This window comes from Burkholderia torrens, from assembly GCF_984668525.1.
Window position 1 is genome coordinate 260810 of sequence record NZ_OZ480211.1, and the last position, 21415, is coordinate 282224.

Genomic DNA, 21415 nt, shown 5'->3' on the forward strand with positions numbered 1-21415 from the left:
CTCCACTGGACTTGGGAGATTGGATGAAACGACTTGTACTTGTGCCGGGCCTGCTGGCGTTTATGGTGTTCCTCTTGACGACGGTTGCGATGCGGCCTGCTCAGGCGGCGCCAGTCACCACGGCGAACACTGCTGCGAGTGTGGATGCTGCGGTAGCTCCGTTCGTAGCCCAGGTTGTTGGTCTGATCTGGTTGAACCCGTTACAGCGCAAGGATTACCCCACGGAATGGCAGACTCTGTGGGCGCAAGGGCTCGCTAAGCCGAACAAGAATGACGACATGGTGCGCACCGACCCGAAGTCGTTTAGTACGGTGAAGTCTATCGGGGCGCTGGTTTATGGAAATGAAGGAACCGAAACGTTCAAAGGGTTTTACCACAAATATGCATTCAAGTTTCCCCGCTTGCTGAGAACGCCTTACGCAACGAATGCCAAGTATTTTTATACGGTGAAGCCCGAGGACACCAAGGCATGGCGCGAGCTGGCCGGAATCCATGTCGAACTGGCGATTCCTTCGCGCCTCGACGCGGTCGATGCAAGAGACTACCTGGCAAACTCGATCCGGGAGACATTTTTGATCGGCAATCCGAATTTCAAAACTGTCTGGAGCCGCGACACGCCGCCCGACGTGCACACCACGCAGGGAGGCGCAAATGCGGGCTTCACTTCACTGAACGAAGGTCTGGCTTATCTCGAAGCCAATCCCGACAAGAGCGTTTGGGTGATGAACTGGGATGCGCCGAGCTTCCCTCCGAAAGACGGTCAGATCAACGAGAATCTCGTGGTGCTGTTTCTCGCTGGCCCGAACTTCAACACCGAGCGTGAACCGCTCGCATGGATCGGGAAAGCGGCGACCGGCAACACCCAAGACTTCACGCCGAAGGTCGGTGCGTCACGAACCGTGCAAGCATGGAAAGCCACGATCGAGCACGCTGCCAAAAATGCGGGCATCAGCGCTGCCGACCTCCAGTACGTCGTTCACGATGCCGGGCATGGCGGCGACGCAGCGTCGGCACGGTTGGCCGCGCTTTCGCAGTCATTGACGGAGACGTTGCCCGAATACGACTACATGAAACAGACGTTCAATACCGCGGCGTTGCTCGGCGATATGGGAACGGGCAGTGCGCTGACCGATGTTGTGCTGGCGATCGGCCGCATCAATCACTTCGGCGGCAATGCACTCGTGGCCGGTACAACGGATGCGCAGCATCCGGTCGCCGTTGTCGTGCGACCGCCGTCGAAACTTACCGCGATTGATCCGGACAAGGACTGGTTCCGAGCACGTGGCGAGAACAACGCCTATCTGCCGTGGTGGGGGCGTCGTCACGACACGAACTACGGTGCCCAGGGTTACTCGTACTGAGGAGCATCCATGCGCGGCATCATTCGGGTAGGCGACGTGCACAGCCATGGCGGCCGTGTGGAAACCGGTGCGGCGAACAGCGAAGTCATGGGGCGCGCGGTCGCCCGTCAGGGCGATCGCTGCACGTGCCCGCTGCATGGCGAGGTCGTGATCATCGACGGCGAGGCCGGATTCGATGTGGAGGGGGCACCCGCATCGTTCGACGGTCACAAGACGTCTTGCGGCGCGGTACTCATCTCGTCGGTACCTACCTCGGGGCTTTCCTGAGCTGGCCCCGTGAGGAAATGCCCGCTTTCTCCGCAGAGGAGCGCGAGCGAGGCAAGTGTGCCGGTCTACTCAGCTCTCGTGGTTGCAGGCCTTTCGCGCGCAACGAGACATGATCACGAATGGGGGGCGCGCCAGTCGAGGCGCACGGTTGGCTGTGTACTCGTCGCGCTCCTCCGCTCGTTGCCGAGCAGACCAGTGTTCCGCGTAAGGGAATATTCAGTGTAAATCGACTGCCTGCTGCAAGGCAGACACTTGTTCAGATATATGACACGGTGGACAGGATTGCCCGCTTTGGCGGGGATCGCAGCATTCACCTTTGCCTCCGCATGCTCAGCGATGAGCGCTGAGGCAGAGCAGCCCATTTCAGCGCCGGCACCTTCGACGCCAGTCCAGGAGAAGCCGTTTCTTGCTCAAATCGTGGGGCTGGAATGGCTCAATCCCCTGCAGCGCCGTGACTATCCGACGGAATGGCAATTGTTGTGGACGATGGGGCTCGTCAAGCCAAACAAGAATGACGATATGGTTAGGGTAGATCCAAAGAGTTTTTCGTCGGTTAAGCCTGTTGCGATTGTCGCGGATGGCAACAACGGAAGGGAAAGTTTTGACGGATTCTATGAGAAATACATTGATACGTTTATTGGGCTGCTTCACGATAGATATGCGATGAATGGGCATTATTTTTATACGGTCCAACCATCTGATAAGCAGCACTGGCGAGAGTTGGCGGGAGTCAGGATTGAGTTCGCGATCCCCATGCGGCTTTCTCCGAAAGAAGCTCGCGCGCACCTTAGCGATGAAATGATCACGGCCTTTTCAATTGGGAGCAAATCTTTCCCCGATCTGTGGAGTAAAGATACGCCGCCGGATATTCAGACCCACGTCGGCGGTGCGAATGCGGGTTTCACCTCGCTGAACGCCGCGCTCGACTATCTGCAGGCACACCCGCAGGAAAGCGTGTGGGTGATGAACTGGGACGCGCCGAGCTTTCCGCCCAAAGACGAGCAGATGAACGAGAACCTCACGGTGCTGTTTCTGGCGGGCCCGGATCTGAAGACCGAGCGCGAGCCGCTCGCCTGGATCGGTAAGGCGGCAACGGGCAAGGTGAGCGACTACGAGGCGAAGGCGGGCACGACGCGTGTGGTCCAGGCATGGAAGGCGACGATCGCTCAGGCTGCTCACAATGCAAACGTCGACCCGTCGAGTATCCAGTTCGTCGCGCACGACGCCGGCAAGGGCAGCGATGCGGCATCGGCGCGTCTGGCCTCGCTGTCGCAGACGCTCACGGAAACGCTGCCGGAATTCGACTATACGAAGCAGGTCTTCAACACGCCGGCGCTGCTCGGCGACATGGGTGCGGGCACGGCGCTGACGAACGTCGCACTCGCGATCGGCCGGATCAACCATTTCGGCGGCAATGCGTTGGTTGCCGGTACGACGGACGCTGGCCACCCGACTGCCGTAGTCGTGCTGCCGCCGTCGAAGCTCACGCCGATCAACCCGGACGGCGACTGGTTCCGCGCACGCGGCGAGAACAACGCCTATCTGCCGTGGTGGGGACGTCGTCACGACACGAACTACGGTATCCAGGGTTACTCGTACTGAACTGAGCCAGCCGCGCTATTCCGGCTTCTTGAGTGACGCGACCAGCGTAACGCGACGACAGACAGCGATCAGGTCGCCAACTCGTAGATCAGTCTGACCGTCGGCACCGACAACACGGCGAACGCCACGGTGATGGCCGCGAGAATCACGATCCTCTTCCGCAGCAGCGCGAGGAGGGCGATCGACAGCCCGTAGAACACGCAGGTCAGAATGACGATCCACCACAGCGCCGCGTAGCCTGCACCGCCTTCGAAATTCGATACGTTCTGCGTGATTCGGGTCGCGGCATAACCGGCGACGGTCATGCTCGCGGGCAGACACAGCACCGAATACAGGACGAAGACGATGATCTGTCGCGGTGTCGGATCGGGAGACGTCATGACGAGCGCTTTTCCTTCGGGTGGACGGAGCCGCCGAGCCGCCCGCCACGCGGGCCGGTCTAGGCAGCCGGCAGGATGCGGCCGTTTCCCGCGTTTGGCAACCATCGCCAGCCGCTCCCTCACCCCCGCCCGAAACTCGGCCGCTTCGGATCGTACGTCCACCCCGGCACCAGATAGCGCATCGCGACCGCATCGTCGCGCGCAGTACCGCCCACCGCGTTGTACAGCGCATGCGCGGCCTCGACCTGCGCCATGTCGATCTCGATCCCGAGCCCCGGCCGCTCCGGCACGGCCACCTTGCCGCCGACGATCGCGAGCGGTTCTCGCGTGAGCCGCGCGTCGCCTTCCTGCCAGATCCAGTGCGTGTCGATCGCGGTGATCGTGCCGGGCGCGGCGGCCGCCGCATGCGTGAACATCGCGAGCGACACGTCGAAGTGGTTGTTCGAGTGCGAGCCCCACGTGAGCCCCCAGTCGCGGCACAGCTGCGCGAGCCGCACCGAGCCCTGCATCGTCCAGAAATGCGGGTCGGCGAGCGGGATGTCGACCGCCTGCAGCCGCACCGCGTGATCCATCTGCCGCCAGTCGGTCGCGATCATGTTGGTCGCGGTCGGGATCCCCGTCGCGCGGCGGAATTCGGCCATCACCTCACGGCCCGAATAGCCGCCTTCCGGCCCGCACGGATCTTCCGCATACGCGAGCAGGTGGCCTTGCCCGCGGCACAGCGCGACGGCTTCGTCGAGCGACCACGCGCCGTTCGGGTCGAGCGTCGTGCGCGAATCGGGGAAGCGTGCCTTGATCGCCGCGATCGCTTCCATCTCGTCGGCGCCGGCCATCACGCCGCCCTTCAGCTTGAAATCGGTGAAGCCGTAGCGCTCGACCGCGGCTTCGGCCTGTCGCGCGATCTCGGCCGGCGCGAGCGCCGCTTCGTTGCGCAACCGGAACCAGGCGTCCGAAGCGTGTGTCTCGTCGCGATACGGCAGATCGGTGCGGCGCCGGTCGCCGATGTAGAACAGGTACGCGAGCATCGGCACCGCGTCGCGCTTCTGGCCTTCACCGAGCAGCGCCGCGACCGGCACGTCGAGATGCTGGCCGAGCAGGTCGAGCAGCGCGGCCTCGATCGCGGTGATCACGTTGTCGAGCCGCAGGTTGATCTCGTGCGGCTGGCGCAGCACCGCTGCCTCGCCGTCCGACGTCACCTCGTGCCGGATCGTGCGGCCCGCACCGGCACGCGCACCGGACAGCGCCGCGCGCACCGCGTTGAGCGTCGCCTGGTAACGACCGATCGGCTGGCCGACCACGAGATCGGTCATGCGCTCGAGCGCGTGGCGGATGCCTTCGCCGCCCGGCACTTCGCCGACACCCGTATGCCCGCTGCTGTCGTCGAGGATCACGAGGTTGCGCGTGAAGTACGGCGCATGCGCGCCGCACAGGTTGAGCAGCATGCTGTCGCGGCCGGCGACGGGGATCACCTGCATGCGCGTGACGCGCGGCGTGCCGGCACGGCTGGGTTCGGACATCGGTTCGCTCCTGGTTCCGGTGGCATGCGGGCCGCCGGACGGGCCGGCGCGGCCCGCGCCGTTCATTGAAGCTCGACGCGGCGGATCTCGCCGACGACGAACAGGTAGCAGATCACGGCGACGAGCGCGTGCGCGACGACATAGACGAGCGCGCCGTTGAACGAGCCGCTGCGGTCGACGATATAGCCGATCGCGATCGGCGTCGTGATGCTGGAAAGGTTGCCGCACGTGTTGAGCAGCGCGCCGCTCAGCCCCGCGATCTGGCGCGGCGCGGTGTCGGCGTTGACGGCCCAGCCGAGCGCGCCGAGCCCCTTGCCGAAGAACGACAGCGCCATGAACAGCACGACGAGCACATGCGAATCGGTGTAGTTGCAGACGATCATCGACATCGACAGCAGCATGCCGAACACGATCGGCACCTTGCGCGCGACCGACAGCGACCGGCCCTGCTTGAGCAGCGCGTCGGACACGACGCCGCCGAGGATCCCGCCGAGGAACCCGCATACGGCCGGGATCGACGCGACGAGCCCCGCGTTGAGGATCGACATCCCGCGTGCCTGCACGAGATAGACGGGAAACCACGTGATGAAGAAATAGGTGAGAGCGTTGATGCAGTACTGCGCGACGTACACGCCGATCAGCATCCGGCTCTTCAGCAGCGCTTTCACGTGACGCATCGACGGGCCGCCGTCGCGTCCGCCCGTTGCCTGGTCGATGTTGACGAGCGCGCCGCCTTCGGCGAGGTAGTCGAGTTCCGCGCGGTTGATGTTCGGGTGGTCCTTCGGGTCGTACATCGTGCGGTTCCACACGAGGACGAACGCGAAGCCGAGCACGCCCATCACCGCGAACACCGACTGCCAGCCGAACGCGTGCACGAGCCAGCCCATCAGCGGTGCGAACACGACGGTCGCCGCGTATTGCGCGGCGTTGAAGATCGCCGATGCGGTGCCGCGCTCGGCGGCCGGGAACCACGCGGACACGATCCGGCTGTTGGCCGGGAACGACGGCGCCTCGGCCGCACCGACCAGGAAGCGCAGCCCGAACAGCAGCGCGAACGCGGCCGCGCCGCCGAAGAAGCCGATCGAGCCCTGCAGCAGCGTGAACAGCGACCAGAGAAAGATGCTGAACGCGTAGACGATGCGCGACCCGTAGCGGTCGAGCAGCCAGCCGCCGGGCAGTTGCGCGGCCACGTAAGACCAGCCGAACGCGGAGAAGATGAAGCCGATCTGCACGTGGCTCAGGTGCAGCGCGCGGGCGAGGCTCGGGCCCGCGATCGCGATCGCCGCGCGATCCGCGTAGTTGATCGTCGTGACCGCGAACAGGACGGTCAGCACGAGCCAGCGCACGCGCGTGCGCCGGGCCGTTGCCGACGCGGACGCCGGCAGCGCGTGAAGCGGATTCATGACTTGTCTCCTCCGAAGGGCGGAAGGTGCCGTCGTGCGGCGGCGCGTCGATGCGCGCGTGATATGTGCGGATGCCGCCGGTTCGAGGGCGGGCACCGGACGCCGAAGCAGGCAAGGGCGTCCGGGCCATTCTGTCATGTCGCAATTTGCGCTTTCATGCCAATTGCTGACTTGATCGATTCAGCATTTGAATCGATCGGTTCCGCTCGCTCAGGGGCGCGCGTCGTCCGCGCCGGTACCGTGATGGCGCGCCACATGCTGCGCGAGAAACTCGACGGCGGCGCGCACGCCGGGCAACTGGCCGCGGCGGTGCGGCATCAGCAGCGTCGTCGTGACGGTGCCGGCGCGCCAGCCCGGCAGCACGCGCACGAGTGCGCCGGACGCGAGCGCGGTGCCCGCGATCCAGTCGGGCAGGCACGCGATGCCGAGGCCGGCCGTCGCCGCGTGTAGCAGCAGCGTCGATTCGTCGGCCTGCAGGCGGATGCGCGGCGCCACGTCGACGGTGTCGCTGCCACGCTGCAGCCGCCAAGGCTGCTGGCCGGGGTGGAGACCGTCGTGCCGCGCGAGGTCGGCGGGCTCGTCCGGGGTCCCGGCACGCGCGAGATAGGCCGGCGATGCCACGGCGATGATCGGCGAGGCCGCGAGCGGACGCTGCACGAGCGCGGAATCGGGCAGCGGCGCGAAATGGCTGCGCACCGCGATGTCGAAGCCTTCCTGCGCGATGTCGACGAGGCGGTCGCTCGCATGAACCTGCAACAGCAGCTTCGGGTGCGCGATCGCCAGCGCCGGCAGGCAGGGCGCGAGGATGTGCTGCGCGACCGGCACCGAGCTCGTGAGCCGCACGATGCCGGCCGGCTCGGCGGCCTGCCGCAGCACCGCGTCGCGCGCGCTGTCGGCCTCGATCACGGCCGCGCGTGCATGCTCGAAGAATTCGGTGCCGACCGGCGTCAGCCGGAAGCTGCGCGACGTGCGGTGCACGAGCCGCGCGCCGAGCGTGCGCTCGAGCTCGGCCACGCGCTTGCTGACGGTCGATTTCGGCAGGTCGAGCCGGCGCGCCGCCGCCGACATGCTACCCGCATCGACCGCCTGCACGAACAGGTAGAGATCGTTCAGATTCACTTTCAGCGTCCACATGAAGAAACGACGAGTTTCAATTTTAGCGGCTACTGCGTCATCGTTCGCCGTGGGAGCATGATCACTCGTTCAACTTCTGCGGAATCCTCCGATGTCTCCCATCCTTCTCTACGGCATTCCCGCCGGCTGTTCGTTCGGCTCGATCGTCGCGCTCGAATGGATCGGCCGCCCGTACCGGCTGTCGCGCATCACGATGCCCGGCGCCGTGACGAGCGACGCGTATCTCGCGCTGAACCCCGTCGCCGAGACGCCGGCGTTCGTCACCGCGAACGGCGACGTGCTGACCGAAAGCCTCGCGATCCTCGGCCACGTCGGCGCGCAGGCGCTCGACAGCGGCCTCGCGTTTCGCCAGGGCAGCGCGGATTTCGACCGGCTGAACCGGATGCTCGCATGGCTGAACACGACGTTCTTCAACGCGTTCGGCGCGCTCTGGTACGTGTATGAACACGACACCGAGGGCGCGGAGAAAGCGGCGCTGCAGGCATACGGCCGCGGCAAGGTTCTGAAGGCGCACCGGCAGCTCGAGGCGCTGCTCGAACACGGCGAGGGCCCGTGGCTGCTGGGCGCGCGGCGTACGCTGGCCGACGCTTACTTCGCCGGGATCGCGCGCTGGGCCGACTATCACGCGGTGTTCGAGCGCGATGCGTTCCCGCGTGTCGCCGCACTGCGCGCACGGCTCGCCGACGATGCAGGCGTGCAGTTCGCGCACGCAATCGAGGAAGACCTGCCGCTGCCGGCATCGCTGGCGTTCGAAGGGCATGTGTCGGTCGACGACGCGCTGGCAAGCGCACGCGGTATCACGGCTCCGGCTCGCGCGACCTGACCCGTGGTCGCCCGAATGAATCGAACGCGCGGCTGCCGTATTTTTACCCGGATGATATTGACATCCAATTAATACCCGGATAAAAATAGCGTCATTCTGATTCCTGCCCGCGGGCGACCACGATGACCACCTCCACGCTCCTTCCTTCGTACACGGCCTTCGACGGCCACCGGCGGCTCGCGTCGGGCCCGCTCGAGACCGTCGCGCTCGCGGTCCGGCAGGCTGCCGGCGCGGCGACGCCGGGCACGATCCTGATCTTCGACGACGCGACGGGCCGCTCGATCGACCTCGACTTGCGCGGCACGGACGACGACATCCGCGCGCGGTATGCGCCGCCGTCAGGCAACACGTCCGGCACCGGCGAACCGCGCGGCCGCGGCCGGCCGAAGCTCGGCGTCGTGTCGCGCGAGGTCACGCTGCTGCCGCGTCACTGGGAATGGCTCGGCGCGCAGCCGGGCGGCGCGTCGGTTGCGCTGCGCAAGCTCGTCGAGGACGCGCGGCGCACGCATGCGGCGGCCGACCGGCATCGCGATGCGCAGGCACGCGCCTACCACTTCATGTCGGCGATGGCGGGCGATCTGCCCGGTTTCGAGGAGGCCGCGCGGGCGCTGTATGCGAACGATCCGGCGCGGCTGGCGGAATTGGTTGCCGGCTGGCCGGACGACGTGCGCGACCATGCGCTCGCCTTGGCGCGCGGCGACCTGCCGCCGTCCGCCGAAGACTGTTGACGGAGCACCGATGCAATGACCGTATTCGACCTGAACCGCGGCGCGATCGCGCCGGTCGCCGATGAAGCCGATATCGTCGACCTGCGCGTGACGGGCGCCATTCCGCGCGAACTCGGCGGCACGTTGCTGCGCAACGGCCCGAATCCGCCGGGCGGCCGCTTCGAAGGCAACGACATGCTGTCGTGGTGGCCGGAAGCCGCGATGCTGCACGCGATCGCGTTCGACGACGGCCGCGCGACCGGCTACCGGAACCGCTGGGCGCGCACGCAGCGCTGGGCCGCCGTGCATGCGCCCGCGCAGGCGCCGCATCTGCCCGACACCAATCCGAACGTGAACGTGCTGCAGCATGCGGGCGAGCTGCTCGCGCTGGCCGAGGGCGGCGCGCCGCTCGCGATCACGGCCGCGCTCGATTCGCTCGGCGTGCCGGCGCGGCATGCGGTCTTCGGCGGCGGGATGACCGCGCATCCGAAGGTCGACCCGGTGACCGGCGAGCTGATGACGTTCCGCGCGGACTGGCGCGCGCCGTGGCTGCGTTACGGCGTGATCGATGCGCACGGCGTGCAGCGTGTCGACGTCGAGATCGACCTGGGTGCGCCATCGATGATGCACGACCTCGCGATCACCGAGACCCGCAGCCTGCTGCTCGACCTGAACGTCGGCTATGACTTCTCGCTGCTGAAACAGGGCCACCGGATGCCGCTGCGCTGGCACGACGACCGGCCCGCGCGCATCGGCGTGATGCCGCGCCACGGCGGCGCGGTGCGCTGGTTCGAGGTCGAGCCGTGCTTCATCCAGCACGTCGTGAACGCGTACGACTGCGACGCGTCGTGCATCGTGCTCGACGCGGTGCGCTATCCGTCGTTCCTGCGGCTCGACCCGCGCACGGGCCGCTTCGCCGACAACCCGGTCGGCGAGCTGTGGCGCTACGTGATCGATACGGCGAACGGGCTGGTAGACGAAGGGCCGCTCGCCGACGGCGGCATCGAGTTGCCGCGCATCAACGAAAGCCTGACGGGGCGCCGCTACCGCTACTTGTATGCGGTCGAGCAGCCGAACAACGCGGAAATGCGCGGCGTGATGCGCTTCGATCACCTGCGCGGCACGACGACGCACTACGCGGTGCCGGCCGGCGACCAGAACGGCGAGCCGGTGTTCGTGCCGCGCGCGGGCGGCACCGGCGAGGACGACGGCTGGCTGCTGGTGATGGTCTACCGCGCGGTGACCGATACGAGCGACGTCGTGATCCTCGATGCATGCGCGATCGACGCGGGGCCGGTCGCGACCGTGCATCTGCCGCGCCGCGTGCCGGCCGGGTTCCACGGCGCGTGGGTGCCGCGCTCAAGCTGATGAACGGCTGCGCGCGTCATTGCGTCACTGCGCGCGCAGCGCGTCGACGATCTTCAGCCGCGCGGCGCGCATCGCCGGCAGGAACCCGCCGACGAGCCCCATCACGAGCGAGAACAGCAGCGTCTTCACGACGATCGCGGGCGTCAGCACGAAGCGGAACGACAGGTCCGAGAAGGTCTGGAAGTTGGTGGTCGAGAACGACGCGAACTGCATCAGCGACGCGCACGCGAGCCCCGCGACGCCGCCGACGAAGCCGAGCAGCAGCGCTTCCAGCAGGAACGCGGCGAGCACGTTCCTGCGCTTGAAGCCGAGCGCGCGCAGCGTGCCGATCTCGGCCACGCGGTTCGCGACCGACGCGTACATCGTGATCATCGCGCCGATCATCGCGGCAATCGAGAAGATCGTCGACAGCGTGATGCCGAGGATGTTGATGAACGTCGACAGCGATTTCGACTGGTCGCCGTAGAACGTCTGCTCGCGCTTCGCCTCGTCGGTCAGCCGCGGGTCGACGTCGATGTCGGCCTTGAAGCGCGCGAAGCCGTCGGCGCTCGGGATGCGCAGCACCATCGACGAATAGCTGGTGCGCCGGAACGACTGCATCAACTGGTCGACGTCGCCCCAGATCTCCGAATCGAAGCCGCTGCCGCCCGCGTCGAAGAGGCCGACGATGGTCCAGTCGCGCTGCGCGAAATGCAGGCTGTTGCCGAGCTGCGTGCCGCTGAAGCCTTTCGCGATCGCGCTGCCGACGATGATCTCCGACGAGCCGGGCGCGAACATCCGGCCGGCCACGAGCGTCACGTGCGGGCGCAGCGCGAGCCCGGCCGGCGACACGCCGCGGATCACGACGTTCGACGGCTTGCCGCTCGACGTCTTCACGAGCGAGATCAGCACGACGGCCTCCTTCGACACGAGCGGCCGGCCGTCGGGGCCGAGCGCGACGGCCGGATGCATCTCGAGCGCGTTGGCCTGCTGGTGGTCGATCGAACTCTGGATCTCGGTCTCGGCGCCCTTGCGGATCACCACCGCGTTGTCGGGTTCGCCGGTCGACACGAGCGTCTGCGTGAGCCCGGCGTCGAGCATCTGCACGGTCGCGAACACGAAGATCACGAGCGCCATCCCGCCCGCCGTGAGCGCGGTGGTGAGGCGCCGGGTCCACAGGTTGCGCGCGATGTAGGTGAGCGGGATCGCCATGCGCGTCGTTACCCGATCGCCCGCAGGCCTTCGACGACGCGCACGCGTGCGGCCTGCCACGCCGGCACGATCGCGGCCGCGAAGCCGACCGCGACCGAGCATGCGGCCTGCAGCGCGACCGTCTCGGCCGACACCTTGAACACCGGGAAGATGCCGCCGGCCGCCTGCTTGAACAGGCTCGCGGCGGGCGGTGTCGCGAGGATCCCGAGCGCGCCGCCGGCCACGGCGATCACGACCGATTCGCCGAACACGATCAGCGCGAGAAAGCCGGGGCCGAAGCCGAGCGCCTTCAGCGTCGCGTACTCGGCCGTGCGTTCGCGCGCGCTCATCGCCATCGCGTTCGCCATCACGGCCATGATGATCAGTATCACCACATACGACACCAGGCGGATCGCCGCGATGATCTGGTTCGACATCGCGACGAAGCCGAGCTGGAACGCCTGCTCGGTCTCGGTCAGCGTCTCGGCGAGCGAGTTCTTGAACACGGTGTCGACGTTGCGCGCGATCGATGCGCCGTCGTCGGGGTTCGCGACGCCGAGCACGAACACGCCGACCTGGTCGGCCTGCTTCGGCGTGCGCTTGCGCACCGTCTCGTTCAGGTAGTCCCAGTGGAACACCAGCTGGCGCGTGATCGTCGAGTCGTCGCGGCCGTCGAGGATCCCGCGCACGACGAAATCCCACGTGCCCGGATAGATCGTGCCCTTCAACGGAATCACGTCGCCGACCTTGAAGCCGAACTGCGTCGCGAGCTGGCGGCCGACGAGGCAGCCGCGGCGGTCGCGGTCGTAGTCGGCGCGCTGCTGCGCCGGGATGATGAATTCCGGATACAGGTCGAGATAGTTCTCCGACACCGCGAAGCTCGCGAAGAAGTTCTTCGGGTCGCGGTAGATGCCGCCGAACCAGTTCGAGCGGACCACGGCCGTCACGCCGTCGACGCCGCGGATCCGGTTCTCGTAGCTGACGGGCAGCGGAAACACGAGCGAGATCGCGTTGCGCGTGACGAGCCGTCCGCTGGACGCGGCGGCCGCACCCGCGTACCACGCGTCGACCACGGTATGCAGCAGCCCGAACGCCAGCACCGCGATGGTCAGCCCGAGCACGGTCAGCAGCGTGCGCAGGCGGTGGCGCAGCGCGTTGCGCGCGATCAGCTTCAGCACATGCATCGCGCGCGCTCCCGCCGCCGCTCAGCCGGCGTGCCCATCGATCAGCTCCCCTTTTTCCAGATGCACGAGCGAGCGCGCGGCGCCGGCCGCGTGCGCGTCGTGCGTCACCATGATGATCGTCTTGCCGAGCTCGGCGTTCATCCGTTGCAGCATTGCGAGCACGTCGGTGGCCGACGCGCGGTCGAGGTCGCCGGTCGGCTCGTCGGCGACGATCAGCACGGGGTCGGTGATCAGCGCGCGTGCGATCGCGACGCGCTGCTGCTGGCCGCCCGACAGCTCGGACGGATAGTGGCTGGTACGGTCGCCGAGGTTCACCATGTCGAGCACGAGCTCGACGCGCTCGCGCCGCTCGCGGCGCGACAGGTGCGTGAGCATCAGCGGCAGCTCGACGTTCTCGAACGCGGTGAGCACGGGCATCAGGTTGTAGAACTGGAAGATGAAGCCGACGTTCGCCGCGCGCCATTCGGCCAGCTGCGCCTCCGCGAGCTGCGAGATATCGAGGCCGCCCACGCGCAGCTCGCCGCTGTCGGGCCGGTCGATGCCGGCCACCAGGTTCAGCAGCGTGCTCTTGCCGGAGCCCGACGGCCCCATCAGCGCGACGAAGTCGCCTTCGCCGATGTCGAGCGTGATGTCGGTCAGCACGGGCACGATCTGGTTGCCGCGCCGGTACGACTTCGCGACGTGGCTGATCTCGACGAGGGGCGGCGATGCGTCGTTCACGCGCGCGCTACTTCTTCGCGACGGTCACTTTCGCGCCGTCCTTCAGCTTCACGCCCGGCGCGAGCACGACCGTGTCGCCGGGTTTCACGCCGCGGATCGCCACCAGTTCGCCGATCCGCATGCCGCGCGTCACGGGCGCCGCGTGCACGGTGTCGTCCTTCACGACGAACACGACCGGCCGGCCGTCGCGCTCGACCACCGCGCTCGCCTGCACGGCCGTCACGGGCTGCCGGTCCTGCGCCGACACGGGTTTCGACAGGAACGCGATCTTCGCGCTCATGTCCGGCAGCACGCGCTCGTCGCGGTCGACGAAGCGCACCTTCACGAGCACGGTGGCCTTCGAGCGGTCGACGGTCGGCACGATGCGCGACACGCGGCCCGCGAAGCGCATGTCCGGCAGCGCGTCGAGCTGGATCTCGCACGGCTGCTCGGCGCGGATCTTCGCGATGTTCGATTCGGCGACGTCGGCCTCGACTTCGAGCGTGTCCATGTCGGCGATCGTCACGACGGCGCCCTTGCTGTCCGACGCGGACGAGAACGGTGTGATGTTGTCGCCGACGTTCGCATGCTTCGCGAGCACGATGCCGTCGAACGGCGCGCGGATCACCGTCTGGTCGACCGCGACCTGGGCGGCTTGCGCGTTCGCTTCGGCCGACGCGATCGCGGCCTGGTCGCTGCCGACCGACGCGCGCGCCTTGTTCACGCGGGCCGTGTCGATGTCGAGCTGCGCGGCCGGCACGGCGCCCTTCGGCGCGAGCGCGGCGGTGCGGCGCAGCGCGATTTCGGCGTCCTTCTGCTCGGCCAGCGCCACGCCGAGGTTGGCGCGCGAGACCTGCACCTGCGCGCGCGCCTGCGCGAGCGACGCTTCCACGTCGCGGCTTTCGAGGCGCGCGATGATGTCGTCCTTCTTCACGCGCGTGCCTTCGAGCACGCCGAGCCATTCGACGCGCCCCTGGCCCTTCGACGCGACCGCGGCCTTGCGCTGCGGCACGACGTAGCCGGTCGCATTGAGCTGCGTGTCGTTCTGGTACGGGTAGGCGGACGTGACGGCCGTGGTTTCGACGGTCGGCCGGCCGGTGAGCGCGATGCCGGCGACGATCGCGATCACGATGATCGTGGCGGCGGCCGCATAGCGGACCCACCGGCGCCGGCGGGGCGGCGGCGCGATCGGACGCCGGTCGATTTTCAGTTTGTCCAGATTGTGATCGGGCAATTTGAGCGCCTCGAGACGGCGGCGGTCTGGCGACCGGCCGCGATCCGGTTTCCCGGGAAGGGACGGATGGACGCCAGTATAAGCGTCGCCCCGATGGCGCGCGAGCGGGTTTGCCGTGCCGCCGGCGCGGCCGCCGGACGGGGCACCGGGACTGGAACACACGCCCGTCTCCGGGGAAACCCGAGGGACGCAAGCAACGTGTCAACTTGCCGCGAACACGAGGCGTTATGGAACCAGTGCGTCAGGTTTTGTCGCGACGGAACGGCGAAAGCCGGCCGCGCCGCCTGGGGCTCCGATGCGAATGCCTCGCATCTTTACTTACCGGTACGTTTGATTTTTTCTCCGCTAAAGGAAGAACAATGAAGAAGACGCTCGCTTCGATCATCGCCGCAGCATTCGCACTCGCATCGGTTTCGGCATTCGCACAGGCGTCCGCGCCGGCAGCCGACACGTCGGCAGCTGCCCCGGCACCGGCCAAGAAGGATCACAGCAAGCCGAAGCACCAGCTGAAGCACCACGGTTCGAAGAAGGGCCAGGCGAAGGCTGCTGCCGCATCGGCCGCCGGCACGAACGACGCAGGCGCGCAAAACTAAGCGGCTCGCTGCCACGGCTGGCGTTGCCGGTCATCGGCCGGCCAACCCCGCATGCTCCGGCATGCGGGGTTTTGTTTTTTCAGGCGCCGAGTTCGTCCGGTTCGCCCGGCTCGTCGAGCCGGACGGGTTGCGGCGTGCGCATCGCGTCGACCACCGCGCGCATGCGCCGCCAGTGCGAGCCCTCCCAGAACACGCGCCGGCACACGTCGCACGCGGCGAAGCGCCGGTGCCGCTGCCGGACGCCGTCCGGCACACGCGGTGCGGCGGCAGCCGCCTCGAGCGGGTGTAGCGGCGCATTGCAGCGCAGGCACAGCCGGAACGGCCGCATGTGCGGCGCGAGGTCGAGCCGCTCGAACAGTTCGCGCAACTGGTCGGCCGGCTGCACCGCGTGCAGGTAGCAGCCGCGCACGACCGCGCGCCGCTTGAGCAGTTCGCGGTCGCGGGTCAGCACGATCCGGCCCTCCCGCTCGGCCAGCGCCGCGAGTTCATCGTCGCGGTAGTGGTTGTCGTAACAGGTGTCGAAGCCCGCGAGGCGCAGCAGTTGCGCGAGGCCGCCGAGATGCGCGTCGGCGACGAAGCGCCACGGCGCCGGTTGCGGCGCGCTGGCACCGTTCGCCGCCGGCCGCGCGCGCTCCGGAAAGGCTTCGACGCGGTCGCCGTCACCGAGCGGCCGGTCGAGCGCGGCCGGTACGCCGTTCACGCAAAGCCGACCGATTTCGGTATGCGGGACGCCCAGCGCCTCGATCGCATGCTTCACGGTTGCGTCGCGCGCACACGCGTGCCCGAACGCGCGCTCGCGCTGCGCGCGCGGCAGAAAGGCGTTCAGTTCGCCGTGGAAGCGGAAGGTCGCGGTCGCCATCCGTCCAGTATCGCACCGCGCCCGGCCGGCGGCAGGCGCTGCAGGCCGCCGCCATCTGTGATTAACTCGCGGCTTCACGGAGCGAAGGAGAGGGCGATGGATCTCGGGTTTATCGGGCTGGGCGAAATGGGGCAGGCGATCGCGACGAACCTGCTGAAGGCGGGCCATACGGTGCGGGTCTGGAACCGCTCGCGCGAGCGTGCCGAGCCGCTCGCGGCGTTCGGCGCGCAGATCGTCGACACGCCGGCCGACGCGTTTCGCGGCGACGCGGTGTTCTCGATGCTCGGCGACGATGCCGCCGCACGCGCCGTGTTCGACGAGGCACTGCTCGCGCAGGCGCCGCGCGGGCTGATTCACGTGAACATGGCGACGGTATCGGTCGCGCTCGCCGAATCGCTCGCGCACGCGCATGCGTCGCGCGGCATCCACTATGTCGCCGCACCGGTGATGGGGCGGCCCGACGTGGCGGCCGCCGCGCGCCTGACGATCATGGCGGGCGGCCCGGCCGAGGCGATCGACCGCGTGCAGCCGCTGTTCGACGCGATCGGCCAGAAGACCTGGCGGTTCGGTTCGCTGCCGCAGCATGCGAACGTCGCGAAGATCGCCGCGAACTTCACGCTCGCATCGGCGATCGAGACGCTCGGCGAGGCGTCGGCGCTGCTGGGCGCGCACGGCGTCGCGATGCGCGACTTCCTCGACGTGATCACCGGCAGCGTGTTTCCGGGGCCCGTCTACGAAGGCTACGGCTCGATGATCGCCGAGCGGCGTTACGAGCCCGCGCGCTTCAAGGCGCGGCTCGGGCTGAAGGATGTGCGCCTCGCGCTGGAAGCCGGCGACGCGACGTCGGTGCCGTTGCCGGTGGCGAGCGTCGTGCGCGACAGCCTGCTCGATGTGCTCGCGCACGGCGGCGGCGACCAGGATTTCGCGGTGCTCGGCGAGGTCGCGCTGCGCCGCGCCGGCCGCTGACGCGCGACAGGCGCGCGGCGCTCACGGCATAATCGATGTTTCATTTCCCCGACATTCAGGCAGAGGCAGTCATGAACTTGCATACGTGGTGGCTTTTCGTGGCGACGGTGTTCGTCGTGTCGGCGATTCCGGGTCCGAACATGCTGCTCGTGATGACGCACGGTGCGCGGCACGGGCTGCGCCGCTCGGCCGCGACGATGGCCGGCTGCCTGAGCGCGCTGGTGTTGATGCTCGCGGTATCCGCGGCGGGGCTCGGCGCGGTGCTTGAAGCATGGCCGGCGACGTTCAATGCGTTGCGCTTCGCGGGCGCGGCCTACCTGATCTATCTCGGCGTGAAGGCGTGGCGCGCACGCGTGGACGACACGCCGGCGGCCGACGTCGATGCCGTGTCGCAAGGGGCGTCGGCATCGCGCATGGTGCTGTTCCGCAATGGCTTCCTGGTCGCGGGCAGCAATCCGAAGGCGATCCTGTTCGCGGCCGCGCTGCTGCCGCAGTTCATCAACGCGGCCGAGCCGACGCTGCCGCAGTTCGGCATCCTCGTCGTCACGTTCGCGCTGATCGAGGTGAGCTGGTATCTCGTCTACGCGTCGTTCGGCACGCGCATCGGCGCGACGCTGAAGAGCCAGAGCGTCGCGAAGGTGTTCAACCGGCTGACGGGCGGGCTGTTCGTCGGCTTCGGCGCGATGATGGCGCTGGTCCGTCACTGATTTCGACTAGACCGGATTCCGGCGTACCGAACGCCCCGTCCCTCGCGAGAGGGCGGGGCGTTCGGTTTTTCGGCGCCGCGTCGTCGCTGTCCGCTTATGCGCGCGGGCGAGTCAACGCCGCCGTGCCGGCCCCGCGTCCGGCCGTGAGCCCGAACAGGGCGGCTGCGCCCGCGAACGCGAAGCCGACGCCGCACACCGCGCTCCATCCGCCCCATGCCCACGCGCTGCCCGCGAGCGCCGCGCCGAGCGCGCCGCCGACGAAGAACAGACCGACGAACAGCCCGTTCAGGCGGCCGCGCGCGGCCGGATTCAGCAGGTTGATCGCGCGGCGGCCGATCGTCTGGTCGACGATGACGCCCGCGTCCAGCAGCGCCGCGCCGCCGGCCAGCAGCGCGAGTGCGACGCCGCGATGCGCAGGCGCATCGAAGCCGAACCAGCCGGCCCCGGCGATGCCGAGCACGACGAGCGCCGCGAGCATCGTGCCGTGCGCGATCCGTTGCGCGGCCGGGCCGTGGCCACGGTCGCCGGCGCGGCCGGCGAGCGGCGTGACGATCGCGCCGCTGGCGCCGGCGAACGCGAACAGCGCGATCCCGTGCAGGTCGAGCGCGAACGGCGGCTGTGCGAGCCGCAGCCCGACGGCCGTCCAGAACGCGCTGAACGCGGCCATCGCGAGCGCGGCCGACAGCGCATGGCGGCGCAGCACGCGTTCGTCGGCAAGCAGGCGCCCCAGCGACGCGAGCAGCGCGCGGTAGCCGGCCGTGGCCGTCGGCGTGCGCGACGGCAGGCGCAGCGCGAGCACGATGGCGATCGCCGCGTTCGCGAGCGCGGCCAGCAAGTAGAACGCTCGCCAGCCGGCCGAGCCCGCGATCAGGCTCGCGAGCGGCCGCGACAGCAGGATGCCGAGCATCAGCCCGCTCATCACGTTGCCGACCGCGCGGCCACGCTGCGCTTCAGGCGCCATCGATGCGGCCATCGGCACCAGCATCTGGATCACGCTCGACGCGGCGCCCGCCGCCAGCGTCGCCAGCAGGAAGACGGTGCCGGACCGCGTGAACGCGGGCAGCGCGAGCGCGGCCGCACACGCGGAGAGCGTCGCGACGATCAGGCGGCGGTTTTCGAGCAGGTCGACCAGCGGCACGAGCAGCACGAGTCCGGCCGCGTAGCCGAGTTGCGGCAGCATCGCGACGAGGCCGGCGAGGCCGGGCGGCAGGTGCAGGTCGGCGCTGATCGGGCCCGTCAGCGGTTGCGCGGCGAACAGGTCCATCACGATCACGCCGACCGTCGCGGCGAAGAACAGCGTCATCCCGGCGCTCAGCGCGGGCGGCGCGGCGACGGACGGTGGAACGGAGGCGGGGCAACGGTTGGCAGGACAGTTCATCGGAAGCCTAGAGCAAGGGGCGAAGGAATCCCCATCGTAGGTGCCCGACGTTTATGCGACAATTGAAATATCTCTAACATGATTATGCGAGTTTGTTTTGAATACGCGTGATCTCCAGGCATTCGTCGCGGTGGTCGACAGCGGGTCGATGGTCGCCGCGGCCGCGAAGCTCCACCTGACGCAGCCGGGCCTGACGCGGCGCGTGCAGAACCTCGAAACGCTGCTCGGCATGCCGCTGCTCGAACGGCAAAGCAAGCCGCTGAAGCCGACCGCCGCCGGGCGCGACGTCTACGCGCTCGCGCGCAACGTGCTGGGTGCGGTCGACGAGCTGATGGCGGCCGGTGCGCCGGACAGCGAACCGTCGGGCGAATTGCGCATCGGCGTGCCGCCGTTCCTGTCCGAACTCGCGCTGGAGCGGCCGATCGACCGGCTGCGCGACGCGTTTCCGCGCCTCACGCTGCGTGTGACGGCCGGCTGGTCGCCGGCGCTGTTGCAGGGCATCGAGCGCGGCACGCTCGACGTGGCGGCCGTGATGGTGCCCGCCAGTGCGGCGCTGCCCGACACGCTCACCGCGACGCTGCTCGGCACGCAGCCGACGGTGCTCGTCGCCGCGCGCGACTACCCGTTGCCGGACGGTCCGCTGTCGATCGACACGCTGTCGGGTTTCCCGTGGGTGCTGAGCCAGGACGGCTGCGGGATGCGTTCGGCGCTGAGCCGCTCGCTCGGCGCGGCCGGGCTGCCGTTCGACGTGGCGGTCGAGGCATTCGGCTCGGAGCTGCAGCTGTCGCTCGTCGCGCGCGGTGCCGGTATCGGCATTGCCGCACCGAATGCGCTGGCGCGCAGTGCGCATCGCGATGCGCTGAGGGTGGTGGAAACGACGGGGCTGGAGACGCGGATCAACGTGTGGATCGTGCACGGCACGCTGCCGGGCCGGCTGGCGCGGCCTGTCGCGCTGCTGCGCGACGCGCTGGGCGAGGTGCTCGATCGGGAGAACGGGAAGGGGTCGGATACGGCAATGGCGAACTAGAGGCAGCGTTCGAGGGAAAATCCTTATTTTCTCTACGGAAATGTTGCAATGCGGAAACTGATTCGATATAGTGGCACCTGTCTCCTCCATGTCTCCTCTGATATGGATTCAGCCCGCCTCTTAGGCGGGCTTTTTTTTGCCTGCGATTTTGCCGCGGCAATCCATTCGTCGGCGCTCGCCGGCGTCAGAACTTGTACGTCATCCCGACGTAGCTGATGATCGGGTCGGCCTTCAGGTCCGATTTCGACTCGGCGAGCACCGAACCGTCGGCCGCCTTGATCGTCACCGTGGATGTCGTCTTCAGCGGGATGTACGTCACCGACGCGATCAGCCCGAAATGCTCCGTCATGTTGTACTGCAGGCCCGCGTTGAACACCGGCTGCCATGACGACGACGCCTTCGCTTCCACCGATGTCGTACCCGGCTTGCCCGCACCCGCCGCGAGGATCGCGCCGAGGTTGTCCTGCGTCTGCTTGATGAAGTTCGTGTTGAGCTGCAGGTCGCTGAACCAGTTGTACGACACGCCGAGGCCGAGGAACGGCCGGAACTTCGCGGTCGCCTGCCCGAAGTAGTACTGCAGGATCACCGCCGGGCTCCACTGCCGCACGCTCTTCACGATCGGGTTGACCGACCCGAGCCCGATGTTCTGCGTGCCGAGCGCGCCGGCCGGTCCGGGCGGCTTGATCGTGCCCTGGCCCGACACCTTGAACACCGGCGGCACGCCGGCCACCGACGTGACCGCGATGTGGTCGGTCAGGAAGTGGCTGACCGTCAGACCGACGGTGTCGGCGCCGCTCGTGTGCAGCCCGGTGCCCGGCGACGTGAACGACGGCGGCAGCCGCAGCGGCGTGTTGATCGGCGTCGGCGCGACGTTGGTCGTCATCGGCGTGCTGCTCTGCTGCGGCATGATGTGGAACCAGCCGAGCGTGACGACGTTGCTGCCGGCGCTCTGTGCGTGCGCCGCGAGCGGCGCCAGCACGGCGGCGCCGGCAGCCGCGCGGAGAAGGGTTTTCTTCATCACGGCTTCCGCCTCCGC

Annotated in this window: 21 protein-coding genes; 10 read left to right on the plus strand and 11 right to left on the minus strand. The window is 68.1% G+C overall.

The annotated features are described in order from the left end of the window. The first annotated feature begins 23 nt into the window (after positions 1–23). The 3 genes from AC5LXX_RS01120 to AC5LXX_RS01130 all read left to right on the plus strand — a co-directional run bounded on the left by AC5LXX_RS01120 (position 24) and on the right by AC5LXX_RS01130 (position 3230). Positions 24–1361, plus strand: a complete 1338-nt coding sequence (locus tag AC5LXX_RS01120; protein WP_493410245.1) for a virulence factor — start codon at positions 24–26, stop codon at positions 1359–1361. 9 nt (positions 1362–1370) lie between these two features. Continuing rightward, on the plus strand, positions 1371–1628 hold the full coding sequence (locus AC5LXX_RS01125) for a PAAR domain-containing protein (protein WP_080970964.1): 258 nt from the start codon (positions 1371–1373) through the stop codon (positions 1626–1628). A 264-nt stretch (positions 1629–1892) separates the two neighbouring features. Next, positions 1893–3230 carry a virulence factor gene (locus AC5LXX_RS01130; RefSeq protein WP_493410246.1) on the plus strand — a complete coding sequence of 446 codons (1338 nt, stop codon included), beginning with the start codon at positions 1893–1895 and terminating at the stop codon, positions 3228–3230. A gap of 68 nt (positions 3231–3298) precedes the next feature. On the opposite strand, the gene AC5LXX_RS01135 is transcribed toward AC5LXX_RS01130, so the two are convergent. The 4 genes from AC5LXX_RS01135 to AC5LXX_RS01150 form a co-directional block, all read right to left on the minus strand. Beyond that, entirely contained in the window at positions 3299–3715 is a 417-nt protein-coding gene (locus AC5LXX_RS01135) for a hypothetical protein (RefSeq protein ID WP_493410247.1), read from the minus strand. A 14-nt stretch (positions 3716–3729) separates the two neighbouring features. Continuing rightward, the gene (locus AC5LXX_RS01140) at positions 3730–5127 is read right to left on the minus strand and encodes an enolase C-terminal domain-like protein (RefSeq protein ID WP_493410248.1); all 1398 of its coding nucleotides are present in this window, start codon (positions 5125–5127) and stop codon (positions 3730–3732) included. 62 nt (positions 5128–5189) lie between these two features. Then, positions 5190–6530: an MFS transporter gene (locus AC5LXX_RS01145; protein ID WP_493410249.1), complete on the minus strand. Its 1341-nt coding sequence runs from the start codon at positions 6528–6530 to the stop codon at positions 5190–5192. A 210-nt stretch (positions 6531–6740) separates the two neighbouring features. Then, entirely contained in the window at positions 6741–7664 is a 924-nt protein-coding gene (locus AC5LXX_RS01150; protein WP_493410250.1) for a LysR family transcriptional regulator, read from the minus strand. 91 nt (positions 7665–7755) lie between these two features. Here AC5LXX_RS01150 and AC5LXX_RS01155 point away from each other — a divergent pair, with 91 nt between their 5' ends. The 3 genes from AC5LXX_RS01155 (at position 7756) to AC5LXX_RS01165 (ending at position 10562) form a co-directional block, all read left to right on the plus strand. Then, entirely contained in the window at positions 7756–8487 is a 732-nt protein-coding gene (locus AC5LXX_RS01155; protein WP_493410251.1) for a glutathione S-transferase family protein, read from the plus strand. Positions 8488–8609: 122 nt separating this feature from the next. Further along, positions 8610–9215 (plus strand): DUF2239 family protein, encoded by a 606-nt coding sequence (locus AC5LXX_RS01160; RefSeq protein WP_493410252.1) that lies wholly within the window; start codon positions 8610–8612, stop codon positions 9213–9215. A 15-nt stretch (positions 9216–9230) separates the two neighbouring features. Continuing rightward, complete coding sequence (locus tag AC5LXX_RS01165; protein WP_493410253.1) at positions 9231–10562, plus strand: carotenoid oxygenase family protein; 1332 nt, start codon at positions 9231–9233, stop codon at positions 10560–10562. A 24-nt stretch (positions 10563–10586) separates the two neighbouring features. Here the strand turns inward: AC5LXX_RS01165 and AC5LXX_RS01170 are convergent, their stop codons facing one another. Genes AC5LXX_RS01170 through AC5LXX_RS01185 form a run of 4 tightly spaced genes read right to left on the minus strand, consistent with a single transcriptional unit; the run spans position 10587 to position 14849 of the window. Then, on the minus strand, positions 10587–11753 hold the full coding sequence (locus AC5LXX_RS01170) for an ABC transporter permease (RefSeq protein WP_493410254.1): 1167 nt from the start codon (positions 11751–11753) through the stop codon (positions 10587–10589). Between the two features lie 8 nt (positions 11754–11761). After that, positions 11762–12916 (minus strand): ABC transporter permease, encoded by a 1155-nt coding sequence (locus tag AC5LXX_RS01175; protein WP_493410255.1) that lies wholly within the window; start codon positions 12914–12916, stop codon positions 11762–11764. Positions 12917–12937: 21 nt separating this feature from the next. Continuing rightward, positions 12938–13636, minus strand: coding sequence for an ABC transporter ATP-binding protein (locus AC5LXX_RS01180; RefSeq protein ID WP_493410256.1), 699 nt, complete (start codon positions 13634–13636; stop codon positions 12938–12940). A 7-nt stretch (positions 13637–13643) separates the two neighbouring features. Continuing rightward, entirely contained in the window at positions 13644–14849 is a 1206-nt protein-coding gene (locus AC5LXX_RS01185; protein WP_493410257.1) for an efflux RND transporter periplasmic adaptor subunit, read from the minus strand. Between the two features lie 359 nt (positions 14850–15208). On the opposite strand from AC5LXX_RS01185, the gene AC5LXX_RS01190 reads away from it, so the two are divergent. Beyond that, positions 15209–15442 (plus strand): hypothetical protein, encoded by a 234-nt coding sequence (locus AC5LXX_RS01190; protein ID WP_122944170.1) that lies wholly within the window; start codon positions 15209–15211, stop codon positions 15440–15442. A 79-nt stretch (positions 15443–15521) separates the two neighbouring features. On the opposite strand, the gene AC5LXX_RS01195 is transcribed toward AC5LXX_RS01190, so the two are convergent. After that, positions 15522–16301 (minus strand): Mut7-C RNAse domain-containing protein, encoded by a 780-nt coding sequence (locus AC5LXX_RS01195; RefSeq protein ID WP_493410258.1) that lies wholly within the window; start codon positions 16299–16301, stop codon positions 15522–15524. A 96-nt stretch (positions 16302–16397) separates the two neighbouring features. On the opposite strand from AC5LXX_RS01195, the gene AC5LXX_RS01200 reads away from it, so the two are divergent. Together AC5LXX_RS01200 and AC5LXX_RS01205 are read left to right on the plus strand one after the other, a co-directional pair. Further along, positions 16398–17267, plus strand: a complete 870-nt coding sequence (locus AC5LXX_RS01200; protein ID WP_493410259.1) for an NAD(P)-dependent oxidoreductase — start codon at positions 16398–16400, stop codon at positions 17265–17267. Positions 17268–17338: 71 nt separating this feature from the next. Next, a complete protein-coding gene (locus tag AC5LXX_RS01205; RefSeq protein WP_493410260.1) occupies positions 17339–17974 on the plus strand; it encodes a LysE family translocator in 636 nt (211 codons plus the stop codon). Between the two features lie 94 nt (positions 17975–18068). Here AC5LXX_RS01205 and AC5LXX_RS01210 read toward each other — a convergent pair whose 3' ends face one another. Next, on the minus strand, positions 18069–19352 hold the full coding sequence (locus AC5LXX_RS01210) for an MFS transporter (RefSeq protein ID WP_493410261.1): 1284 nt from the start codon (positions 19350–19352) through the stop codon (positions 18069–18071). A gap of 97 nt (positions 19353–19449) precedes the next feature. Here AC5LXX_RS01210 and AC5LXX_RS01215 point away from each other — a divergent pair, with 97 nt between their 5' ends. After that, a complete protein-coding gene (locus tag AC5LXX_RS01215) occupies positions 19450–20379 on the plus strand; it encodes a LysR family transcriptional regulator (protein WP_493410262.1) in 930 nt (309 codons plus the stop codon). Positions 20380–20563: 184 nt separating this feature from the next. On the opposite strand, the gene AC5LXX_RS01220 is transcribed toward AC5LXX_RS01215, so the two are convergent. Then, entirely contained in the window at positions 20564–21397 is an 834-nt protein-coding gene (locus tag AC5LXX_RS01220) for an OmpW/AlkL family protein (RefSeq protein ID WP_493410263.1), read from the minus strand. Positions 21398–21415 lie beyond the last annotated feature (18 nt).

Coding starts and splice junctions, on each gene's coding strand:
- AC5LXX_RS01120 (WP_493410245.1), top strand. CDS start 24: ATGAAACGACTTGTACTTGTGCCGGGCCTGCTGGCGTTTATGGTGTTC.
- AC5LXX_RS01125 (WP_080970964.1), top strand. CDS start 1,371: ATGCGCGGCATCATTCGGGTAGGCGACGTGCACAGCCATGGCGGCCGT.
- AC5LXX_RS01130 (WP_493410246.1), top strand. CDS start 1,893: ATGACACGGTGGACAGGATTGCCCGCTTTGGCGGGGATCGCAGCATTC.
- AC5LXX_RS01135 (WP_493410247.1), bottom strand. CDS start 3,715: ATGGTTGCCAAACGCGGGAAACGGCCGCATCCTGCCGGCTGCCTAGAC.
- AC5LXX_RS01140 (WP_493410248.1), bottom strand. CDS start 5,127: ATGTCCGAACCCAGCCGTGCCGGCACGCCGCGCGTCACGCGCATGCAG.
- AC5LXX_RS01145 (WP_493410249.1), bottom strand. CDS start 6,530: ATGAATCCGCTTCACGCGCTGCCGGCGTCCGCGTCGGCAACGGCCCGG.
- AC5LXX_RS01150 (WP_493410250.1), bottom strand. CDS start 7,664: ATGTGGACGCTGAAAGTGAATCTGAACGATCTCTACCTGTTCGTGCAG.
- AC5LXX_RS01155 (WP_493410251.1), top strand. CDS start 7,756: ATGTCTCCCATCCTTCTCTACGGCATTCCCGCCGGCTGTTCGTTCGGC.
- AC5LXX_RS01160 (WP_493410252.1), top strand. CDS start 8,610: ATGACCACCTCCACGCTCCTTCCTTCGTACACGGCCTTCGACGGCCAC.
- AC5LXX_RS01165 (WP_493410253.1), top strand. CDS start 9,231: ATGACCGTATTCGACCTGAACCGCGGCGCGATCGCGCCGGTCGCCGAT.
- AC5LXX_RS01170 (WP_493410254.1), bottom strand. CDS start 11,753: ATGGCGATCCCGCTCACCTACATCGCGCGCAACCTGTGGACCCGGCGC.
- AC5LXX_RS01175 (WP_493410255.1), bottom strand. CDS start 12,916: ATGCATGTGCTGAAGCTGATCGCGCGCAACGCGCTGCGCCACCGCCTG.
- AC5LXX_RS01190 (WP_122944170.1), top strand. CDS start 15,209: ATGAAGAAGACGCTCGCTTCGATCATCGCCGCAGCATTCGCACTCGCA.
- AC5LXX_RS01195 (WP_493410258.1), bottom strand. CDS start 16,301: ATGGCGACCGCGACCTTCCGCTTCCACGGCGAACTGAACGCCTTTCTG.
- AC5LXX_RS01200 (WP_493410259.1), top strand. CDS start 16,398: ATGGATCTCGGGTTTATCGGGCTGGGCGAAATGGGGCAGGCGATCGCG.
- AC5LXX_RS01205 (WP_493410260.1), top strand. CDS start 17,339: ATGAACTTGCATACGTGGTGGCTTTTCGTGGCGACGGTGTTCGTCGTG.
- AC5LXX_RS01210 (WP_493410261.1), bottom strand. CDS start 19,352: ATGAACTGTCCTGCCAACCGTTGCCCCGCCTCCGTTCCACCGTCCGTC.
- AC5LXX_RS01220 (WP_493410263.1), bottom strand. CDS start 21,397: ATGAAGAAAACCCTTCTCCGCGCGGCTGCCGGCGCCGCCGTGCTGGCG.